This window comes from Alishewanella sp. HL-SH05 (genome assembly GCF_052655985.1).
The window spans coordinates 480,617-501,485 of the sequence record NZ_CP199753.1 but is presented as its reverse complement, the minus strand read 5'-3'; the positions used below and the strand labels follow the sequence as shown (position 1 = coordinate 501,485).

12 protein-coding genes are annotated in these 20,869 nt (G+C 47.2%); 5 read left to right on the top strand and 7 right to left on the bottom strand.

The features are described 5' to 3' along the window. Nucleotides 1–80 precede the first annotated feature (80 nt). Entirely contained in the window at nt 81–1,337 is a 1,257-nt protein-coding gene (locus ACUJFL_RS02215; protein WP_445428369.1) for a DEAD/DEAH box helicase, read from the bottom strand. Between the two features lie 330 nt (nt 1,338–1,667). Here ACUJFL_RS02215 and ACUJFL_RS02210 point away from each other — a divergent pair, with 330 nt between their 5' ends. Then, on the top strand, nt 1,668–3,035 hold the full coding sequence (locus tag ACUJFL_RS02210) for a hypothetical protein (RefSeq protein ID WP_445428368.1): 1,368 nt from the start codon (nt 1,668–1,670) through the stop codon (nt 3,033–3,035). A 199-nt stretch (nt 3,036–3,234) separates the two neighbouring features. On the opposite strand, the gene ACUJFL_RS02205 is transcribed toward ACUJFL_RS02210, so the two are convergent. Next, nucleotides 3,235–4,734 (bottom strand): tryptophan halogenase family protein, encoded by a 1,500-nt coding sequence (locus ACUJFL_RS02205; RefSeq protein ID WP_445429052.1) that lies wholly within the window; start codon nt 4,732–4,734, stop codon nt 3,235–3,237. Nucleotides 4,735–4,815: 81 nt separating this feature from the next. Then, nucleotides 4,816–7,524 (bottom strand): TonB-dependent receptor, encoded by a 2,709-nt coding sequence (locus tag ACUJFL_RS02200; protein WP_445428367.1) that lies wholly within the window; start codon nt 7,522–7,524, stop codon nt 4,816–4,818. 377 nt (nt 7,525–7,901) lie between these two features. Here ACUJFL_RS02200 and malQ point away from each other — a divergent pair, with 377 nt between their 5' ends. Further along, complete coding sequence (gene malQ / locus ACUJFL_RS02195; protein ID WP_445428366.1) at nt 7,902–10,040, top strand: 4-alpha-glucanotransferase; 2,139 nt, start codon at nt 7,902–7,904, stop codon at nt 10,038–10,040. A gap of 74 nt (nt 10,041–10,114) precedes the next feature. Here malQ and ACUJFL_RS02190 read toward each other — a convergent pair whose 3' ends face one another. Both ACUJFL_RS02190 and ACUJFL_RS02185 read right to left on the bottom strand, forming a co-directional pair. Then, nucleotides 10,115–12,388 carry a CHRD domain-containing protein gene (locus tag ACUJFL_RS02190; protein ID WP_445428365.1) on the bottom strand — a complete coding sequence of 758 codons (2,274 nt, stop codon included), beginning with the start codon at nt 12,386–12,388 and terminating at the stop codon, nt 10,115–10,117. A 299-nt stretch (nt 12,389–12,687) separates the two neighbouring features. After that, nucleotides 12,688–12,963 carry a hypothetical protein gene (locus tag ACUJFL_RS02185; RefSeq protein WP_445428364.1) on the bottom strand — a complete coding sequence of 92 codons (276 nt, stop codon included), beginning with the start codon at nt 12,961–12,963 and terminating at the stop codon, nt 12,688–12,690. Nucleotides 12,964–13,325: 362 nt separating this feature from the next. On the opposite strand from ACUJFL_RS02185, the gene ACUJFL_RS02180 reads away from it, so the two are divergent. Both ACUJFL_RS02180 and ACUJFL_RS02175 read left to right on the top strand, forming a co-directional pair. Beyond that, nucleotides 13,326–14,624: a cystathionine gamma-synthase family protein gene (locus ACUJFL_RS02180; RefSeq protein ID WP_445428363.1), complete on the top strand. Its 1,299-nt coding sequence runs from the start codon at nt 13,326–13,328 to the stop codon at nt 14,622–14,624. 89 nt (nt 14,625–14,713) lie between these two features. Beyond that, nucleotides 14,714–15,226 carry a phosphoglycerate mutase family protein gene (locus ACUJFL_RS02175; protein ID WP_445428362.1) on the top strand — a complete coding sequence of 171 codons (513 nt, stop codon included), beginning with the start codon at nt 14,714–14,716 and terminating at the stop codon, nt 15,224–15,226. A 191-nt stretch (nt 15,227–15,417) separates the two neighbouring features. On the opposite strand, the gene ACUJFL_RS02170 is transcribed toward ACUJFL_RS02175, so the two are convergent. Further along, nucleotides 15,418–17,838, bottom strand: a complete 2,421-nt coding sequence (locus tag ACUJFL_RS02170) for a prolyl oligopeptidase family serine peptidase (protein ID WP_445428361.1) — start codon at nt 17,836–17,838, stop codon at nt 15,418–15,420. A gap of 244 nt (nt 17,839–18,082) precedes the next feature. On the opposite strand from ACUJFL_RS02170, the gene ACUJFL_RS02165 reads away from it, so the two are divergent. Further along, nucleotides 18,083–18,658, top strand: a complete 576-nt coding sequence (locus tag ACUJFL_RS02165) for a porin family protein (RefSeq protein WP_445425955.1) — start codon at nt 18,083–18,085, stop codon at nt 18,656–18,658. 106 nt (nt 18,659–18,764) lie between these two features. Here ACUJFL_RS02165 and ACUJFL_RS02160 read toward each other — a convergent pair whose 3' ends face one another. Beyond that, complete coding sequence (locus tag ACUJFL_RS02160) at nt 18,765–20,825, bottom strand: M13 family metallopeptidase (RefSeq protein ID WP_445428360.1); 2,061 nt, start codon at nt 20,823–20,825, stop codon at nt 18,765–18,767. Between the last annotated feature and the right edge of the window lie 44 nt (nt 20,826–20,869).

Below are 20,869 nucleotides of genomic sequence, written 5' to 3'. Positions count from 1 at the left end.
ACTACTGATTGTCAGTATAAACTTTAACGCTACTAGCACAAGAGCGCAGCAGAATTAATCCGCTGCGCAATCAAAAGGCTTTAATGTTTTTGCGAAACGCTACGCTGACCTGCTCGGTGATCGCGTGCCTGTGGTCTTTTTGCTGCAACGGCCCGAGGTGCTTTGCTATTAGCCGTGGTAACAGGTAAAGGCTGCTGCGGCGTAAAACCGGCAATCATCTGCCTTGGCAGTAGTTGCTTAATTAACCGCTCAATACCCACCAACTCTTTTAACTCTTCTGCACACACTAATGACACCGCTAAACCTGCGGCGCCAGCGCGACCTGTGCGGCCTATGCGGTGCACGTAGTCTTCAGGAACATTGGGTAATTCAAAGTTGACGACTTGTGGCAGTTGCTGAATATCTAAACCACGGGCGGCGATATCAGTCGCCACTAACACCCGTACTCCGCCCGCTTTAAATTCAGCGAGGGCTTTGGTACGGGCGTTTTGGCTTTTATTACCATGGATAGCCATAGCCGTGATGCCCGCTTTTTCTAATTGTAGAGTTAGCTTGTTGGCGCCGTGTTTGGTTTTGGTAAACACCAATACCTGCTGCCATTTATGCTCGTTAATTTGTTGAATGAGCAAGGCAGCTTTTTGGCTTTTATCTACCGGATACAGCCACTGTTCGATGCGCTCGACCGTACTGTTTGGCGGAGTTACCGTCACTTCTAATGGGTCGTTTAACAGACCTTTTGCCAAAGTACGAATTTCGTTGGAAAAGGTTGCCGAAAACAACAGGTTTTGCCGCTTAGGGGGTAATAACGCTAAGATTTTTTTAATATCGCGAATAAAGCCCATATCAAGCATACGGTCAGCTTCATCTAACACCAGCACTTCAAGCTGATTAAAGCGCACGGCATTTTGTTGATATAAATCCATTAAACGGCCTGGCGTAGCAATCAGAATATCAACGCCTTTGCGAAGCGCCATCATTTGCGGGTTAATTTTCACGCCACCAAACACTAAAGTGCTACGCAGTGGTAAGTATTTACCATATAACGCCACGTTTTCTGCGATTTGCGCAGCTAACTCGCGGGTTGGCGTTAAGATCAAAGCTCGCACTTGGTTAGCTTGTACTTTACGTCCTTGCGTTCGGCCTTCCGCTAATAATTGTAATAAAGGTAAAGTGAAGCCGGCCGTTTTACCGGTTCCGGTTTGCGCAGCCGCCATTAAATCGCGCCCGGCTAATACGGCAGGGATGGCTTGTTGCTGGATAGGTGATGGTGTGGTGTAACCTTTTTCTGCTACTGCTTTTAAAATGTCAGCCGATAACGGTAAATCTGTAAATTGCATGCGTATTCCCGCAATTGTCGCTGCGAAAATCTCTGCCCGCAGCTGCAGTGCCCTTCCAAATGAAGGGCGCGCAGCTTACATGAAATTGCAGCAAAAAACGAGTAAATCACTTACTTAGTCCCGTTAATTGGTAATTATGCGGTGAATCGTGCAGAAAATAACTTTTTCGTAAAAACAAAATGTTTTTTAATTTCAACTTTTGCTCTATTGCTACTTTGCAGCCTAGATCGGGAATGGTATTTTGTTTTATAAATCAACTCATATCGGGGTTTAGTTTTGAATCTTGCGCTTCCCAAAAAATCGGTTTTTGTGCGGAACCTTGAGCAGCTATTGGCACAGTTTTATAGCACTCAGCAAGCTTGTTTTTATAACGAGGCGGTAGATTTTTTTGCGCAATATCAAGAACAACAACGTGCTTTACATCAAGCGGAACTTGTTTGGAAGCAAAGTCAACAAGCGGGTGATATTGCCGAGGTTCAACGCAAAAACCGTAGCCTTTTTACTGATTTGCAATTTGAAGACGAAAAGCGACGTATCCGGTGTTGGACGTTGTTGCGCCAAGCCGCAGAAGCCCTGCTAAAACTGAGTGAAGGTACCACGCCGCTCGAAACACAAACGGCTAGTGCTCGCTTGCTTGGTGGTTTGTTAATGACTGCAAGCTCAAATAAACGCAAAACGCTCTTACTGGAAAACGCCTATAAACCTTGTTATCGCGCCTTACTTACCTTGCGCTTGTTAGAAGACTTACTAGAACAAAACATCTTAAAAGAACCACTTTGGCAAGAGTGGTATCAAGAACGCAATGTGGGCTCTTTAACAGACTGCCCCTATCGGCAAAAGCTGCAAATACCGATAGTGATGGGCTGTATCATTCAACATGCGGGCTTAATGTGTTTACCAGCACAGCAATTGCTTGCCAAACAAAATGGTGGTGACAAGGCCGAGCGAGCCTTGACTCAGGAGCAACGGAAAGAGTTATTAAGCCATTGCCTTACCGGCAGCCTCGACTTATTAAAATATGGCCTGGGCGAATTACCTTATAGAGGTAATAAACGCGAAGAACGTGATTTACATCAACAGCAACACGAACGCTTATTAAAACAATTACAACGTTTTATTAGTGCCAAACCCAATACCCCGCTAGGCAGCTTATTTAAAGTGCCGCAAGCTTATGCCTCTGTCGCCTTACCGGGCCGGCCGCGCTATAACTATGATGCCTTACCTAAAGCAGCATTGTTAATGCGAGATGGTGTGCAACGTGGTGATTATCATGGCGTGTTAGTTGACAGGCTGTTTCGGATTGTTGGTTTGTTCCCGCAAGGCTATGGCGTAGTGTTCACGCCTCTGGGTGATGATGGTAAACCACAAATGAAATATGAGTTTGCCATTGTGAACACCCTTTATCCCGAAAAACCGGATCAACCTGGCTGTCGTGTAGTGAGCCGTAATATGCAATATCGCAATACGGGGCATAATATTAGTTTAAGCAGCGAGCTGAATTTATTTTTTAAACCCGCGCGAGACCGTTTAAAGCGGCTGCCAGAAGAGCGGTTAAAAGAGTTGCTAAATATACTGTTTAAAGACGGCGAAGAGAACTACATGAATGTACTCTTGCCTAAGTGCTGGTATCCAGAAAGCTTCTTTAGTGTGCCAGAAAACCAGAACCTATGGCAAACTGTGCATTTAAAACAAAACTAAGTAAAAATTCAGGTTTTCGCCGCTTTTACGCTGTATTTAAACGCAGTAGACAACATACATACGGTATGTCGTCTACTGCCAGTACGGTGACTTTCTCTTACTTTGATGGCGTTATCCATCCCACATTAGCGGCTTTTCCTCAGCACGGTTATGTTGCCCGTTTCTTTAACAGCACGCTGTCAGCATCAACGTTTAGCCTTCACTGCCCGGCCGCGCTTCGCTGCAAAAATTGTTGGTGACTAGGTAGTTGGGCTGCGGTGCGCTGCATAATTAACTGGATATCATCTAAAAAGCCGGTTAACTGCCCAGCTGACAAACTTTCCGCCAAGGGATGATAGTGCTTAGGTAAGACATGTTGCCCTAGCATCACTTGCTGCCAAGCTACTTCGGTAAATAACTCATCTTGTTGACGAAACACGGCAGCATTTTCAGCAAACAGCGCTATACGTTGCGCCAGCGAATCAGGCAAGGTCATTTGCTGACAATATTGCCACAAACCCTGATCAGTGCGCTGATTTAAATGATAATGCAGAATAATAAAATCACGGATAGCAACGTATTCCTCAGCGGATTGCCGATTATATTCTTGGCGTAATTTAGCCATATCCACCGCAGTAGGAAAGCACTGTACTAAGCGCACTATGGCACTTTGGATCAGATGAATACTGGTCGATTCTAACGGTTCGAGAAAGCCACTTGATAAGCCAATCGCCACACAGTTGTGCTGCCATTGCTGTTTACGCCGGCCCGTTACAAAGCTAATTTTGCGCGGATCGGCTAAGGCCGGTGCATCTAAATGATCCATTAAAGTGTGCTGTGCTTGTTCATCGCTTAAAAATTGGCTGCTGTACACCAAGCCATTACCGGTTCGATGCTGTAACGGAATACGCCATTGCCATCCAGCATCTCGGGCGATAGCGCGCGTGTACGGTAAAATAGGTTGTGTTGCGGCTGATGGTACCGCTAAAGCGCTGTCACAAGGCAACCAGTGTTGCCAATCTTCATAGCCTACGGCTAATTGCTGCCCAATTAATAAAGCGCGACTGCCCGAACAATCAATAAATAAATCGGCTGCCAACTTTTGGCCATCGGTTAATACCACCTCTGCAATTGCCTCAGAAGGATGCTGGGTTACCGCAGCGATAGTGCCTTCGGTGCGGCTAACGCCTAAGCGCTCACTGTATTGGCGTAAAAAAGCGGCATATAAACCGGCGTCAAAATGATAGGCATGCACTAAACCTTGTAAGGGGGTATTCGGGATCTGCGCTAAAGGCTGGTATTTACCGGCACGCGCGGCCTGATAATTTAATGAAAACTCCCAAAAACTGCGGCTATCACCGCGAGCACGTGCCGCTAACCAAAAATGATGAAACGAGGTAAAACCTAAGGGTTTGCCAATAGGTCCAAAGGCATGCATGTAACTGTCGCCCAGCTTGCCCCAATTCTCAAATTGTATGCCTAATTTGATGGTGCCCTTGGTGGCTTGCAAAAACTCGGCTTCGTTAATACCGAGCGCCGCATTAAAGTGTTGAATGGCCGGAATGGTTGCTTCGCCCACACCAACAGTGGCAATAGCATCAGATTCAATAAGTTGGATTTGTACTTGTTGGCCCATAAACCTTGCCAGCATAGCCGCTGACATCCAGCCTGCTGTACCACCGCCAACAATTAATACTTTTTTAATCGCGCGTTGCTGCATCATCCGTCTGTTGTCTCCATGATAAAAAAGCCCCTGGTTATCGATGATAACAGCAGGGGCGGCTTAGTCAGTTAGACTTTATTAAAACTTATATGACACACCGGCCATAAATGAGCGACCGTAGCGCTGATACTCAATCACGCGACGCGTGTCATCACCTTCAACCCGCACAAAAGGTTCATCGGTAATGTTGTTCGCTTGCAGTAACAACGTCAGACCTTCATAGTCACCCGAGAAGCTGTAGCTTAACTGAGCATCTACGACGGTTTCTGCTTCAATCATCCGTAAGTTACGACCATTACCAAAGCCTGAGATTTCACCTAAGAAATCTGAACGATAACGGCTGCTGATCCGTGCAGAGAAGCCTTCGTTTTCGTAGTAGAACGTTAAGTTAGCCACTTTCTCTGATAAACCGGGTAACGGCGTAGCAGGATCATCAGGATTCGCTTTGATATTACTATCAGTCCAAGAACCCGTTAATACCGCGCCAAAGTTGTCTAACGCTGGCGTTAGCATGCCGCCGCTAGCCGATAAGGTAAATTCTAAACCGTTGATCCGACCGCCTTCACCATTTTGTGGTGTCGTCGCAATACCTTGGTTAATCACCGGCACTTCGCCACCTGATGGGAAACCAGTAAAGTCTTGGATCACGCGCTGATCATAGATGTAGCTTTCTAAATCTTTGTAGAAAGCAGCAACGGCCACATAACCATTACTGTTGTCGAAATACTGCTCGTAAGAGACATCCAGTGAATTAGCAATCCAAGGGCGTAAGGCAGGGTTACCACCACTAGCGCTCCAAGGAGAATTTTGCTCTGGCGTTGCTTGTGCGTTATTCAGTGCAGGGTTGAAGCCGAAATCTTGGCTCGCCCGCATCTGATCCATCCGCGCCCGCGCCATGGTCCGCGCTAAACCAACACGGACATATTTCGCCATACCTACTTCAAAATTCAGGTTTAAGCTAGGCAGTACTTCCCAGTATTTATCGCCACCGTCTAAACGGAAAGACGATACGTTAATACCTGAGCCTGACGCCGCTAACGCGAAAGAAGATTGGTCAGTGTGCACTAATTGCGTACCCACATTACCGGTGACGGGGATTTCACCAATACGGCTGTTAATACCCACTTTGATATAACCGGTGATCACGTCTTCTTCTACGTTCCAATCTTTAATCAAAACGTCAGCATTGGGGTTACGCACTTTGACGAGCGCACCGGTATCAATTAACTCGCGCGGATCGTAGCTCACCATGCCTGGAATACCGAAAGCGGCTAAGCTGGTTGTGCCGGCCACGTTCGGGATCGGCGCAGATAAGGCGCCATTAGGTAATGCCAGGAAGAACTCGTTAGCTTGCTTGTCTTTTTCACGGTTGCTGTAGTTAATACCCACTTCTAATGAATCGAAGTTTTCGCTTTCTAGCATGGTTTGTGCACTAAAACGCAGCTGATTCAAATCATCGGTAATACCAGGTGAGTTGAAATAACCTAACTGTCCGCCAGGGATAATATCGCCACCCCAACCTTGCGGACTGGTGAGTAAAATTAAGCTGGGATCAGCATAGTTAAGCGTAGTGTTAAAGACAGGGCCATTCGGGCCCATGGCGAAAGATAAGTTATCTAAAGCGCCTGTTCCAGCAGGGCCAGTACCGGCATCTGATTCTAAAATTAAATCGGTACGGTCTAAGGATGAGTGACTAATATCTAACGTAGCATCCCAACGATCAGATAACTTGAACTCGTTTTTCCAACCCAACGAGAATAATTCACTTTCGCGGTAGTTGCCGTGGTTACGCACAATGCCTTTTACGCCTGTGTAGCCACCTGAGGTCACTAAACCGTTTTCAACCGTTGCATTAACCAGTGGCGCGCCACCCCAAAATAAAGGTAACTCAATAAAGCTGGTGCGCTGCGTTTCATCAAACTGTGAGTAATAAAAATCAAGGGTGCTGCTGAATTTATCGCTAGGCTTGTATTCTAACACGCCGATAAAACCGTCGCGCTCTAATAAGTTAGAGTTTGCATACACTTTACCGCCGCCGATCACTTTATTGCCATCCGCTGTATCAGCATAACCCCATGCTTCAAACCGCTCGATTTGCACTGGGTTAGACATGTTGGCATAACCTAAGGCCACGCCAATGGTGTTATCGGCAAATTGGTCGATATAAGAGATGCTAAAACGTTTACCCGTGTCATCGGCACCGGCATTTAACGCATCAATTTGGCTCCATTCGTAACGCGCGTTCACCACTACCGTGGTTTCACCGTGTGTTAATGGGCTAACCAAACGCATATCCGCCGTACCGGCTAAACCTTGGCCCAGTAAAGCCGCGTCTGGCGTTTTATAAACGACCACGCCACTAAGTAATTCAGATGGATACTGGTCGAACTCGACGCCGCGGTTGTCGCCTGAGCTCACTTGCTCACGGCCATTTAATAACGCGGTAGAGAAATCGGGTGCTAAACCACGGATACTGATGACCTGGCTGCGACCATTTAAACGCTGTGCCGTTAAACCGGGTAAGCGAGCTAATGATTCAGCAATACTGACGTCAGGTAACTTACCAATGTCTTCTGCAGAAACCGCTTCTACAATTGAACTATTGAACATCTTAATGTTCTGAGACTCTTGCAAGCTGCGGCGAAAACCACGTACTGAAATCACTTCAATCGCTTCTTCTTGCGCTTGAGCGGCTTGTGCGTCTGTCGCCTCTTGTGCCAACACCATTGAGCTACTGCCCGCTGCCGCTAACGCCAATGTCAGCATACTGAGTTTAAATTTATTCATAACCCTACCTTCCCCGGTCTGTTGTTGTTTTATTGCTGCGAAATCCGTAAGCCTGCCCGTAAGTAATCAGTCTCGGTTTCGCCATGCTCATTTATTAAACTTATTCTGTCGTTCACTCAAGATGAATACGTATTCATAAGCAAAATTATGCCCAAATGCTGTGCATCGCAAGATAAGCCTGCACCTTGAATGCACAAAGCTAACATTGGTAGAACATTGTTTTTTCTTGAAAAAAACAGCAAGCCACGCATAAAACACCGTTATCAAGCTGAAGTTTGCACCAAAATGAACTGCATACGTATGCAGCATGTTCCCTAATGTCAGGGAGCTGTTTATGCTTGTGAGGGTAATATCTACACCAGACTAACAGGTGCTTTATGGAACAACTTCAACAGCTAGCCGATCTTGCCGGATTGCAACAAAGCTATGTGCATGCCAATGGTCACCCAGTGACCATTGCGCCAGAGGTGCAACAGGCCATCTTAAATGCCATGGGTTTTAACCTTTCAAATGAACAGGTTATTGCCGAGCAAGTTCAGCAAGCTATTGCATCACGCTGGCAAGAGCCCATAGCGCCGGTTACGGTGGTCACCCAAGGCCAGCCACTACAAGTCAGACTCCAACTCGATGCACAGTACGCTAGCAGCTTGTGGCAATGGCAACTTAACTTAGAAGAGGGTGAAGTACGGCAAGGCGAAATTAGTCTGCAACCCAAAGATATTATTGAACAAGCCGTTTTAGCCGAGCAAAAAATGCTGGCCTTTATGCTGCAGTTACCCGACGATTTGCCACTGGGCTATCATCAATTACAATTGAGCGATGGTCATCAGCATTGGCAGCAGCAGGTGATTGTCGCGCCAAGCCGCTGTTTTCAGTTACATGACCGTGCCATCTTACACAAAACGATGGGCCCGGCTATTCAGTTATACGCTATTCGCTCGGCCCGAAATTGGGGGATCGGCGATTTCCTTGATCTTAAAAACATGGTGGCGCCGTTAGCGGCACTGGGTAACGACTTTATTGGTTTAAACCCATTGCATGCGCTTTACCCTATGTTGCCGCAAGATTGCAGCCCTTATAGCCCGAACAGTCGCTTGTGGCTCAATACGCAGTACGTTGCGCTTGAACACAGCGCCGAATTTCAACACTGTAGCGCTGCCCAACAGCTAGTGGCGTCAGCGGAGTTTCAGCAACAATTGGCCGCCTGTCGTGCCGCCAGTGATGTTGATTATGCCCAAGTTGCGGCATTAAAAGCCTCAGTGGCTAAATTGCTTTACCAGACTTTTAAGACCCAAGAGTTGGCCAAACAGAGCGCGCGAGCACAAGCATTTCAGCAATTTGTGCAGCAAGGCGGCGCATCGTTAAAACAAACTGCGCTATTCAAAGTGCTACAAGGTACGCTATTTTGGCAAGATCACGCGATGGCGGCATGGCAAAACTTTCCACCGGAATATCAAAATCCGCAAAGCACGGCGGTGCAACAGTTTGCCCAAGAGCATGCAGAGCAAATTCATCAGCAATTGTATTTACAATGGCTAGCTCAACAGCAATTAGCCGAAGTAAAAGCTGAGTGTCAAAAGCAAGGTATGGCCATTGGTTTGTATTGTGATGTCGCGGTAGGCACCAGTCGCAGCAGTGCCGAAAGCTGGGCCGCGCCTGAAGATTTCTTACTGGATTTAAGCGTGGGTGCACCACCGGATATTATGGCTCCGAAAGGCCAAAACTGGGGTTTACTGGCTTATAACCCACACACCTTACGTCAAAAAGCGTATCAGCCATTTATTGAATTGATCCGTGCCAATATGCGAAATGCTGGCGCCTTGCGTCTTGATCATGTAATGGCACTGCTGCGTTTGTGGTGCTGTCCCTTAGGCGCGGATGCTACCGCAGGCGCCTATATTGGCATGCCCGCCACGGCGCTTTTTGCCATACTCGCATTAGAAAGCCAGCGTAATCATTGTGTGGTTATCGGCGAAGACTTAGGCACAGTGCCTGTTGCCATCAGTGAATTGATGCAACGCTATCAGGTGTTGTCATATCGCGTGTTTATGTTAGAACAAAAACACGGCAGCTATGATTATCGTGATCAAACTTATCCGGCTCGGGCACTCGCCACCGTGACAACACATGATATGCCGACGCTGATTGGCTATTGGCAAGAGCATGATTTAGCGCTGCGGCATAAACTGGATTTATTTCCAAGCGCTGAGGTGGCGGCTAATTTGCAGCAACTGCGTAAAGATGAAAAACAGCTGTTACAGCAGCAACTGCAATTACATGAGCCCGATGCCACCGCCTTAGTAACGGCGTGTCATTTGTATGCGGCTGCCACACCGGCGCAGCTATTTGCCTATCAGCTAGAAGATTTAGTGTTGTTGGATACACCGGTTAATATTCCGGGCACCAGCACCGAATACCCCAATTGGCGTCGTAAATTGCCAAGCAATATTGAAGATATTTTAGCGCAAGCGGATGTCCAGCAATTATTACTCAAAATCAAACAGGCGCGCGCCTAAAACGAAAGCACCCGATAGCTTACTTGCCATCGGGTGCTTTTATGCTTAATCGTCACGTGACTGGTTAAGCCAACTTATTCAATTTGACCACGGATCTCGCCACCTGGGAAAGCTGGGGTATGAATGTTGACATAGTGCCCACCCGACGCCAACACGGCAAAAATCGCTGCATTCAGGTTTGTACCGGCGCTTGTCTGCCAACGATTCACATCCGCGGCATTTCGCTCAAGCGCAACAAGAACCGGACCATTACTCCCTCTGACACCTGTATGAATGTGCGCCATGGTGGCATCCGCAACGCCGCTCGTCAGCACTTGTAATTCCACATTAAAGTCTTGTAACCGCACTAAGGCATAACCATCACCTCGCGCCATTGTTGTCACTGCAGGTACTTCTTGCGCCCCAGACAGCGGGAACGTGACTAAAGCATAATCGCTAGCCCGAATGATTTGACCACGCAATTCACCACCTGGATTGGTTGGCGTATGAATATTCACGTAATGTCCGCCATCTGTTAACACCGCCAATATTTCTGCGTTTATCACCGTATCCGCTGGCGTAGACCATTTACCTGCATTATCTGTAGCACGCTCCAGTGCAACCAAAACACCGCCATTTTGACCAATGCGGCCAGTATGAATGTGTGCCATAGTGGCTGCATCTGCGCCTTGAGTTAAAGCAACCAACTCTAGATTAAAGTTGCTCGTATTCACTAAAGCATAACCCTGACCCGTTGCCGTTGTGGTTACCGCTGGCACTTCTTGCGCACCGCTGAGGTTAAACGTCGCTAATACAAAATTATCCGTCAAGATTTGCCCACGTAATTCGCCACCAGGATTAGCCGGCGTGTGTACATTGACATAGTGCCCACCTGAGGCCAGTACTGCAAAGATATCCGCATTGATCTCGGTTTCAGCAGGCGTAGACCATTTACCTAAGTTAGTTTGGTCTTGCTCAAGCGCCACTAACACTGGGCCGTTATTACCCACGCGGCCAGTATGAATATGCGCCATCGTCGCGTCATTAACACCCTGTGTTACCGCAACCACTTCCACACTGTAATCTGTGGTATTGACTAACGCATAACCATCGCCCGAAGCGGTGGCAGTTACACGCGGTACTTCTTGTGCACCACTGAGTTTAAACGTAGCCAAGGCAAAATTATCGGTTAAAATTTGACCGCGCAACTCACCGCTTGGATTCGCCGGTGTATGCACATTGACATAATGACCGCCTGAGGCAAGCACGGCAAAAATTTCAGCATTAATCGCGGTGTTTTCAGGCGTAACCCAAACGCCAACTTCACCATCAGCTTGCTCTAAAGCAACTAATACACTGCCGTTATTACCAACACGACCGGTATGAATATGTGCCATCGTCGCATCATTGACGCCAGAAGTAACAGCGACCACTTCTACAGCATAATTCGTGGTATTAACCAGCGCATAACCATTACCCGAAGCTTGGGTTGCTACTACGGGCACTTCTTGTGCTCCGCTTAACGGAAAGGTCGCCAGAACAAAGTCATTGGTCAGAATTTGACCACGCAATTCACCACTTGGATTAGCTGGCGTATGCACATTAACGTAATGCCCACCGCTGGCTAAAACAGCAAAGGTTGGCGCATCTAATAATGTATTATCAGCCAGCACCCAAACATTCGGATCATCCGATAATTGCTCTAACGCCGCTAACACCCCGCCATTCATGCCAATGCGGCCTGTGTGGATGTGCGCCATAGTCGCATCTTCTACGCCCGAGGTGCGTACCGTTAGATTGACTTCAAAATCGGTTTGGTCAACGGCAGCATAAGCATAGCCCATACCTGCCGATGCAACTGCCGGTACTTGCTGCATACCAGACAAGGGGAAAGTGACAATAAGCGTTTGGTCATTAACAATTTGACCGCGTATTTCGCCATCTGGGTAAACGCTAGTATGCACGTTAATATACCAATCGCCATCTTTCAGATCCGTCATTAAATCTGCAGAAATGGTGGTCTCGGCTAATTGATATATCCCATCATTATTACCATCGGTGAAACTGAACGCGACGGGCCCATTTAAACCCAAATCACCATCATGAATATGCACAGCTTGCACATTGGCGACACTGGTTAAGTTTATCGATGCTCTGACTTGCATCAGGTTTTCATCAATTTCAACAGTACCCGTTGCCATTGCGGTAGACGGCGTGCGTGGCACTTGTTGATCGCCAGAAAGTGCGGCATTAAAAGTTTGTGATACGGTGAATACCGGTGGTGGTGGGACTTCAACTTTATCATTGTCGTTATCATTACAGCCCATTAGCAGTAACCCAATGACACTGAAACAAATCAGCTTTTTCATATGTGGATCCTTAACCGTTATAAGCCAAAACACGCCGTTTTTGGCAAGAGGGAATCTCTATACATCTAAGGTTGCATATGGTGTAACGTAAGGAAGGCGAAAAAGGATCGTTAATTGTGGTTATTATTTAAGCGCAAAGTTTGCCTAATCCTTAATTAATCGGCTACAGGCTAAAGACGACAAGCCCTTAAGGCATTACTTGCCATTAAAAAATAATTCAGCTCAGCACTTAAGCTGCGCAACAAAAAATCACGGATAAATATGAAACAGCCGCGTCACAATGCTTCAGCATTTTGACTTTACTGAAATCCTCGCGGGCTTAATTCAGCTTGTAGGTAAAAACTGGCGCGATCAAAAAAATAGCGTGGCTGCCCCGCCCATTGCTTCCAACTTTGCTGCTTTTGATAACTTTGCTGTAGTTCTTCAACAAAGGGCTGCAATAGCTCTTTTTCTCTCGAGTGCACATATTTAATTAACCCCTGCCCAAAACTCCATTGGGCAAACATTGCTAAGCTGCTAATAATGAACAAGCTTAAACCGAGCAGTGTTAATAACAGTTTATTTTGGGTCTTCATGGCGAATACAAGCTAATTTAGGGCCTAACTTTATTGCAAAGTAGCAGCAAATAATGTGCATTAATGCGTTATTTCATTAGGCGGCACCATTATCCCTATACCTGCTAGCCCACTTTCAGCGCTATGCTGACTAAACCGGCAACGCCTTGCCGCTTGATGGATGGTTTTCAAGCCACTTGGCTAGTAAAACTCTTATTGATACTGCTAAAGTGCAGCTTCATTGACGCGCTGCAGGTATCACAAATACTGCGCAAGAAAGCATAGCCTTGCGCTAGCGCAACCTTTACCCTACCGGCCGCGCTGACTTATCGTGCAATAAAATCTTCACGGTCGCTTACTACATCATAAAATGAGAAACAACCATGGCTAACGACGGCAACTACAAAAAAAAGAAAATTGGCGAACATACCTTAAAACCCGAAACCATGATGATGTCTTATGGTTATAACCCGCAGTTTTCCGAGGGTTCTGTTAAGCCACCGGTGTTTTTAACCTCGACTTTTGCTTACCAAACGCCTGAAGAAGGCGAAGAGTTTTTTCATATTATGGCGGGGCGCAAACCGGCTCCAGCAGGCAGTGTCGGTGGCTTAATTTATAGCCGTTTTAATCACCCTAATGTTGAGATTATTGAAGATCGTTTGTCGTTATTTGAAGGGTCAGAAAGCGCGGTGGTTTGCTCCAGCGGCATGGGCGCCATTAGCGCCATCTTGCTGGCTTATCTACGTCCGGGTGATGTGATCGTGCAAAGCGCCCCACTGTATGGCGGCACTGAAACCTTGATCCGTAAGTTTTTGCCGGAGTTTAATATTCATACCGGAGAATTTCATAATGGCTTAGATGAAACGGGCATGTTGAGTGCACTAAGAGCGGCCGCGAAAAAAGGCCGCCTGGCTATGGTGTTTGTCGAATCGCCCGCCAACCCAACCAATTCCTTAGTCGATTTTGCTGCCTTAAACCGCGTACTGGATATCATCAAAACGGAAACAGGTCATCGGCCGATCAGTGTGTGTGATAACACGTTAATGGGCCCCGTATTTCAGCAAGCTGTGCCACAAGGCATTGATATGGCGATGTACTCACTGACCAAATATGTGGGCGGCCACAGCGATTTAGTCGCCGGTGCGGTATGCGGTAGCCGCGATATACTAGGCCCCGTGCGGGCCATTCGCGGTGCCATTGGTCTTAACCTTGATCCGCACACCAGCTGGATGATTTCACGTTCATTAGAAACCTTAAGTATTCGGATGGAACGCGCCGCCGCCAGTGGGCGTAAAGTGGCAGAATGGCTGGCGCATAACCCTTATAAGCCGGCCAAAGTGCTGCATCCTGACTTGATTACCGATGCGGCTTATCAAGCGGTATATCAACGGCAGTGCTCTGGCCCCAGCTCTACCTTTTCTTTTGTTATGGACATAGCAAAAGCCGATGCGTTTCGTTTAATTAATAACCTGTCAATTTTTAAATCGGCGGTCAGTCTCGGTGGTAGCGAAAGTTTAGTGTGCCACCCAGGCAGCACCACACACTCTGGTGTGCCAGCCGAGCTGCGCGATCGTTTTGGCATCAGCAACGGACTGATCCGTTTATCGATTGGCTTAGAACACCCAGACGATTTAATTGCCGATTTGGACCATGCGTTCGCCGCCACTTTTGGTACGAACTAACCACAGCATGCGGTCGGGGGCATCAACCGCCACCGACCGCGCAACCTCGATGCGTTGCACCTAGCAACGATTTTAAAGCGGAATTATTCATGTTGAAGTTATCTCAGGCTCTGGCCATCTGCAGCAGTATGTTTTGCTTATGGCTGCCACAAGTTAATGCCCAGACCTTATATCTGGTGCGGCATGCCGAAAAACTCAGTGGTGCCGATCCAACACTCTCGGCGTGTGGCCAAGCCCGAGCCGAGGCACTGGCCGAGTATTTCCAAGCCATCCCATTGCAAGCAGTCTATGCCACGCCCTATCAACGTACGCAACAAACAGCCGCCGCGGTAGCAAAGCGCCAGCAGTTAACCGTAACAAGTTACGAGCCCGATGCACTTGAGCAGTTAAAACAACAGCTAAGTAGTACAAACCACACGATATTAATCGTTGGCCACAGCAACACCGTGCCGGCTTTAGTCAAACTGTTCAGTGAGATCGACGTTGCACCGCTGACGGAGCAAGATTACGCCATGCTGTACCAAATCGACTTAAGCGGGCAGCCGACCGTATTACTGCGCAAACAACAGTTTCGTTGCCAACCAGACACAGCCGCTGATTAACACATTACACAGCGTCATGGCTTAATAGTGATTAGTTGAGTGTTGAGCATGACTTGGATTAATTACCTGCAGTGTTCTTTCCAAAAAAAACATCAAATACTGTACTCTTCAGCCTGTAAAACAAAAACCGCCGGTAGCCTTAGGTTACCAGCGGTTTTGCTATAACTATATGAAATACAGCCGTTTAGCCGTTATTTTTGGCTGGCGGGCTCGGCATTTTTCACAAATTCATCTAACCAAGCCGTCGTTTCCCACAGCATATGTAAGATTGACTCGCGCGCACGGTAACCGTGAGATTCTAAAGGCAACATCACTAAACGTGTGGTGCCGCCATTACCTTTGATGGCTTGGTATAAACGCTCACTTTGCAGCGGGAAAGTGCCTGAGTTGTTATCGTCTGTGCCATGGATCATCAGTAACGGTGTTTTGATTTTTTGCGCATGGAAAAACGGAGACATGCGGCTGTATAACTCAGGATCATCCCACAAGGTACGCTGTTCACGCTGAAAACCAAACGGCGTTAAACTGCGGTTATAAGCACCGCTTCGCGCAATACCGGCTTTAAATAAGTTGGTGTGCGCCAGCAAATTCGCAGTCATAAAGGCACCATAAGAATGCCCCCCTACCGCTACGCGATTAGCATCCGTTACGCCCAGCTTTACACCGGCCGCAATCGCGGCTTCGGCGTTCATGACCAATTGCTTGATAAAGGTATCATTTGGCTCTTGCTCACCCTCACCAACGATCGGCATGGTGGCATTGTCCATCACCGCATAACCTTGCGTTGCTAAAAACTGTGGCGTCCAGTAACTGATGCGGTTAAACCGATAAGGTGAATCACTGACTTGGCCTGCTGCTGCGGCACTTCTAAACTCGCGTGGATAAGCCCAAATCACGGTAGGTAATGCACCATCTCGCGCTTTATCGTAACCAGCAGGCAGCAACAAGGTCGCAGACATCGGCACACCATCGGCGCGTTGATAATTAATTAACTCGCGGCTAATACCCTGAGTATGCGGCATCGGATGTGCAGTTTGTGTTAACGCCGTGAGCTCACCATTTTGCAAGTCACGCAGATAAAAATCGGGTGGCACATCGCTTGACTCACGCTGGGTCAATAATTTGCCTGACGCAAGTAAGGTGTACGGATATTCATAGAAAGGCGCTTCTGAGCGCCATAAGCGACTGGTTTCACCACTGCTTAATTGGCGCTTATCAATAAACGGCCGGTTACCTTCTGTGGAGGCACCAATGCCAGTTAAATAAATCGCGCCATCTTCAATGCGTAATAAACTTTGGCCATTAGCAGCAGTGGTCATTAACGGTGTACCAGGATCGTTATAACGATCTTCAGATGAACGCTCCCACATTAATTGCGCTGGCTGTTTTGGCGCTAAATACCACACTTTTTCATTGCGATCTTGCCACCAACGCTCCGACACCATCAAGCTACCATCAGCGCCCGCACGCAGATTAGCAAAGCGATAACTTAAATCTAGCAGCTTTTCAGCAGGTTGCGTAAAGGGGGCTGGCAGTTGGAATAACTGATCGCGCACTGTGGCCGTATTGGCCGGATCACCGCCATCTGCCGCTTCCGCCCAATAGAGGGTAGCCGCATGATCGGCACGCCAGCCGATATCACGCCGACCGGTGGGTACCGCATCAAAGGCAATGGGTAAATTATCAGCAACCGGTTGCTGCACCACGTTATAAACTAACTTACCCGTGGCATCCCATACTTCAGCAGTATAGCCAAAACGAAATACCGGTACGGCATAGGAAAACGGCTGCTCTAAACGATTGACTAAAATAAAGTTATTATCAGGAGACACTTCAATACCGCGAAATAACTGCGGTTTGCCAATGGCAGTTACTTTATTATTTAGGCCAATTTTTACTAATTGACTGGTGAAGTAATGGCTAAACAAGGCTTCATCATGTTTATCTTTCAGTAAATCTTGATAAGTCCGCGCTGGCGCGGTGCGACCACGCGCTTCCGTCACGACAGGGCCAGTGGGCACTTTACTCGCTTGCGGCTCGGCACCACGTTTTGCCGGCACACTGCTGGCGAAAATCGCTTTGCTATCAGCTGACCACTGTAAAGCCCCACCCCAGATCGCATTAATCGGTGTTTTACTCCACTGACTGGCTTTCGCTTTAGCAATATCAACCCGCCATAAAGTCGCGATAGTGTCATCTAACTGAATAAACGCGAAATAACGACTGTCGGGCGACCAGCTTAAATTCACCGCTTTTAGGCTTTTTGGTAAACCACTGATCGCTCGACTTTGCTGAGTGGCAAGATCAATAAGTTGTAAAGAAGAGACGTAGCGTGGTTGCGCTGGGCCATTATTCGCTGGGTTAAAACGGACGCCCGCTAAACGGTACTCGGGTGCAGCTAAATCGGCAATACTGGGTAACGCAGGAAAAGCCGTGCTTAGCAATGTACGCCCATCAGGGCTTAAACTGGCACTGGGTGTCGGTGCGGCATCGACAATATCGATAATGTCTTGGCTAGGCTGTTGGTAATTAATATCAACGGCTGTGGCAAGCGCATAGCTACCATAAGCAAGCGCAGCCCCCAGCAGCAGAGTACGTAATAAGCTGTTCATGTTGTTTTCCTAATAAGTTATCAACTTCTTTTTAGCATGTTCTAGCACAGGCTGCTGTCAGTTTCGACCATCTAGGGAAAAGCTGAGATAAATGCACAAAACAGCGTTAAATCTTCATCATTTTTATGAACGGCAGATGAATAAAAAATGTTATTAAAATAAACCATATATGTAAAATCATTCAGATTATATTCAGGCGTTGCAGCAGATAGTAAGGGCGTATAACAACCCACAAGGAAAGACCATGTTAAATAAAATTTTAGCCATTGCCCTGGCAAGCAGTTTAGTGACGCCCGTTTTCGCAGCCGACTCACCTTTTTATATCGGTGGCCAAATCAGTAATACCACCTTAAAAGAATCTGCGGCTGGTTTTAGCGATGATTTTGATTTTACGGTATTAAGCGCCATCGCTGGTTATCAATTCACGCCTTTTTTTGCCACAGAATTACGCTTAGGTAAGGGCGTTAGCGGTGAAAGCTTTCAAGATATCGGCTATTCCGAAAAACTGGACGTAAGCCAACAAACCGCAGTGTTAATGAAAGGCAGCGTACCCATTACCGACGCATTTTCTCTGTATGGTGTTGCCGGTTATGCTGCCAGTAAGTTCACTTACAAAGAACGCGACGGCGATTTCTATTACTCTGATTCAGAAACCGTAGACGGTTTAACTTGGGGTGTTGGCGCGGGGGTAAAATTTACTCAGAACTTATCTGCAACCGTTGAATATTTACAAATGCCAAGTGAAAAGTTTAACGACGATGGCTTTGGCTACAAGCTAAAAAGTCATAACCTGAGCTTAGGTGTCATTTATCAGTTTTAATTGCAGCGCTTACTAAAAATCCGGTTTGCTCTTCAGCAAGAATGCAGCAAGCAAACCGGATGTTATAAAACATGGCACTAAGGGCCTAGACCCTTAGTGACCACCACTACCAAATTTTCACGCGCACATCTTCTTCACGATACATACCGTCACCCGGTTTGATATCGAAGGCTTCGTAAAACTCTGGCATATTCGACAGTACACCTAACACGCGGTACATGCCTGGCGAATGCGGGCCAGTGATCACTTGCTGGCGCAAGGCTTCATCACGGAATTTAATGCGCCACACTTGCGCCCAACCAATAAAGAAGCGCTGATCAGGAGTAAAACCGGCAATGGTTTGCTGTGGTTTATCTTTAGTGGCGGCCTTATATGCTTTATAGGCCACGGTTAACCCGCCTAAGTCCGCGATGTTCTCACCTAAACCCAAAGCACCTTGCAAGGTTAAGTTATCAATAGGATTAAACGCATTGTATTGATCAATCATCCGCTGCGCGCGCTCGCTAAATTGCTTCGCATCGCTGGGAGTCCACCAATCACGCAAGTTTCCGTCACCATCAGAACGGCGACCTTGATCATCAAAACCGTGCGTAAATTCATGGCCAATAACACCACCAATGGCGCCATAGTTAATGGCGTCATCCGCAGCTACATTAAAAAAGGGCGGCTGCAAAATAGCGGCAGGGAAAACGATTTCATTCATGGTAGAGCTGTAATAGGCATTCACGGTTTGCGGTGTCATGCCCCATTCATCACGATTCACTGGCTGGCCTAAACGCGCCACCATGCGTTGGTATTCGCACTCGCTGCTGCGGCGTAAATTGCCAATAAGATCATTAGCGTCAATTGTTAAACAGTCATAATCACGCCAAACATCAGGATAACCAATTTTCGTATTAAATTTGGCTAATTTGGCCTGCGCTTCCACCTTAGTCGGTTCGCTCATCCATTCTAACTCAGCAATGGCGACCTTAAATGAACCGCGTAGGTTTTCGATCATCTCGTCCATACGCGCTTTGGCTTCTGCTTTGAAGTAGCGATCGACATATTGCTTACCAACCATAAAGCCTAAGCTGCTGTCCACCACTCCCACTGCACGTTTTTCTCGGCTGCGCTGCTCTTGTAAACCACTGAGTGTTTTACCATAAAATTCAAAGCTCGCTTGCACAAAAGGCTCACTTAAATTACTGGCATTACTGCGAAGTAAATGAAATTTTAAGTAGGTTTGCCACTGTGCCACTGGCACATCACCCTGCATTTTGGCGAACGCCGTAAAATAAGATGGCTGACGTACCACAACTTCATTCACCTTATCCAGCTCGGCGGCAGCCATAAAACGCGACCAATCAAAGCCCGGTGCCACTTGTTGTAACTCGGCTAAAGTGTATTTGTTATAAGTGGCGTTACGATCACGATTTTGAATACGGCTCCACTGTGCTTCTGCCAATTGGGTTTCTAACGCAATAATTTGCGCCGCAGCTTGCGCTGGATTATCCCAGCCAGCCAACTGCCACAGGATTTGAATAAAGTCACTATATTGGCTTAACAGTTTTTTAGAGCGCTCATCATCTTTGAGGTAGTAATCGCGATCAGGTAAACCTAAACCCCCTTGGCTAGCACCTGTAATATATTGATCAGATTGACGTTGATCCTGACCAACATAAACAGACACCGGTGTCCCAAAACGGTAACGCTGTAACTCGCCCCATAACTCGGCAAGATCTTGATGTGTGCGTAACTGTTCAATACGCACAATGTCGCCCCGCAACGGATTTAACCCCAAGACGTTAATTAATGGCTCATTTAAATAAGAGGCGTATAAATCAGCAATCTTTTGCGCATCAGAGCCTTTGGCATGCTCACCCGCCGCCAGCTCGCGGATAATCTCTAACACTTGTTTTTCGGCATTTTCACGCAGCTCATCAAAGCTACCCCAACGTGAACGATCACCAGGAATGTCGGTGCTGTTTAGCCAGTTACCATTAACAAAACGGAAAAAGTCTTGCTGAGGCGCTACCGTTTGGTCAAAGTTTTTTAACTCAAAACCGGCTTTCTGTTCTTGCATCGCCAGTGTTTGCGCGGTTTGTTCCACGGTCGGCTGACTGCTACAGGCCGCTAATCCCAACGCGGCAGCAATGCCCAGCGCCAGTAAAGAAAGTTTTTTCATCATAGTTCCTTGGTTTTTTGTTTTATTGTTTTTAAAACGACTTG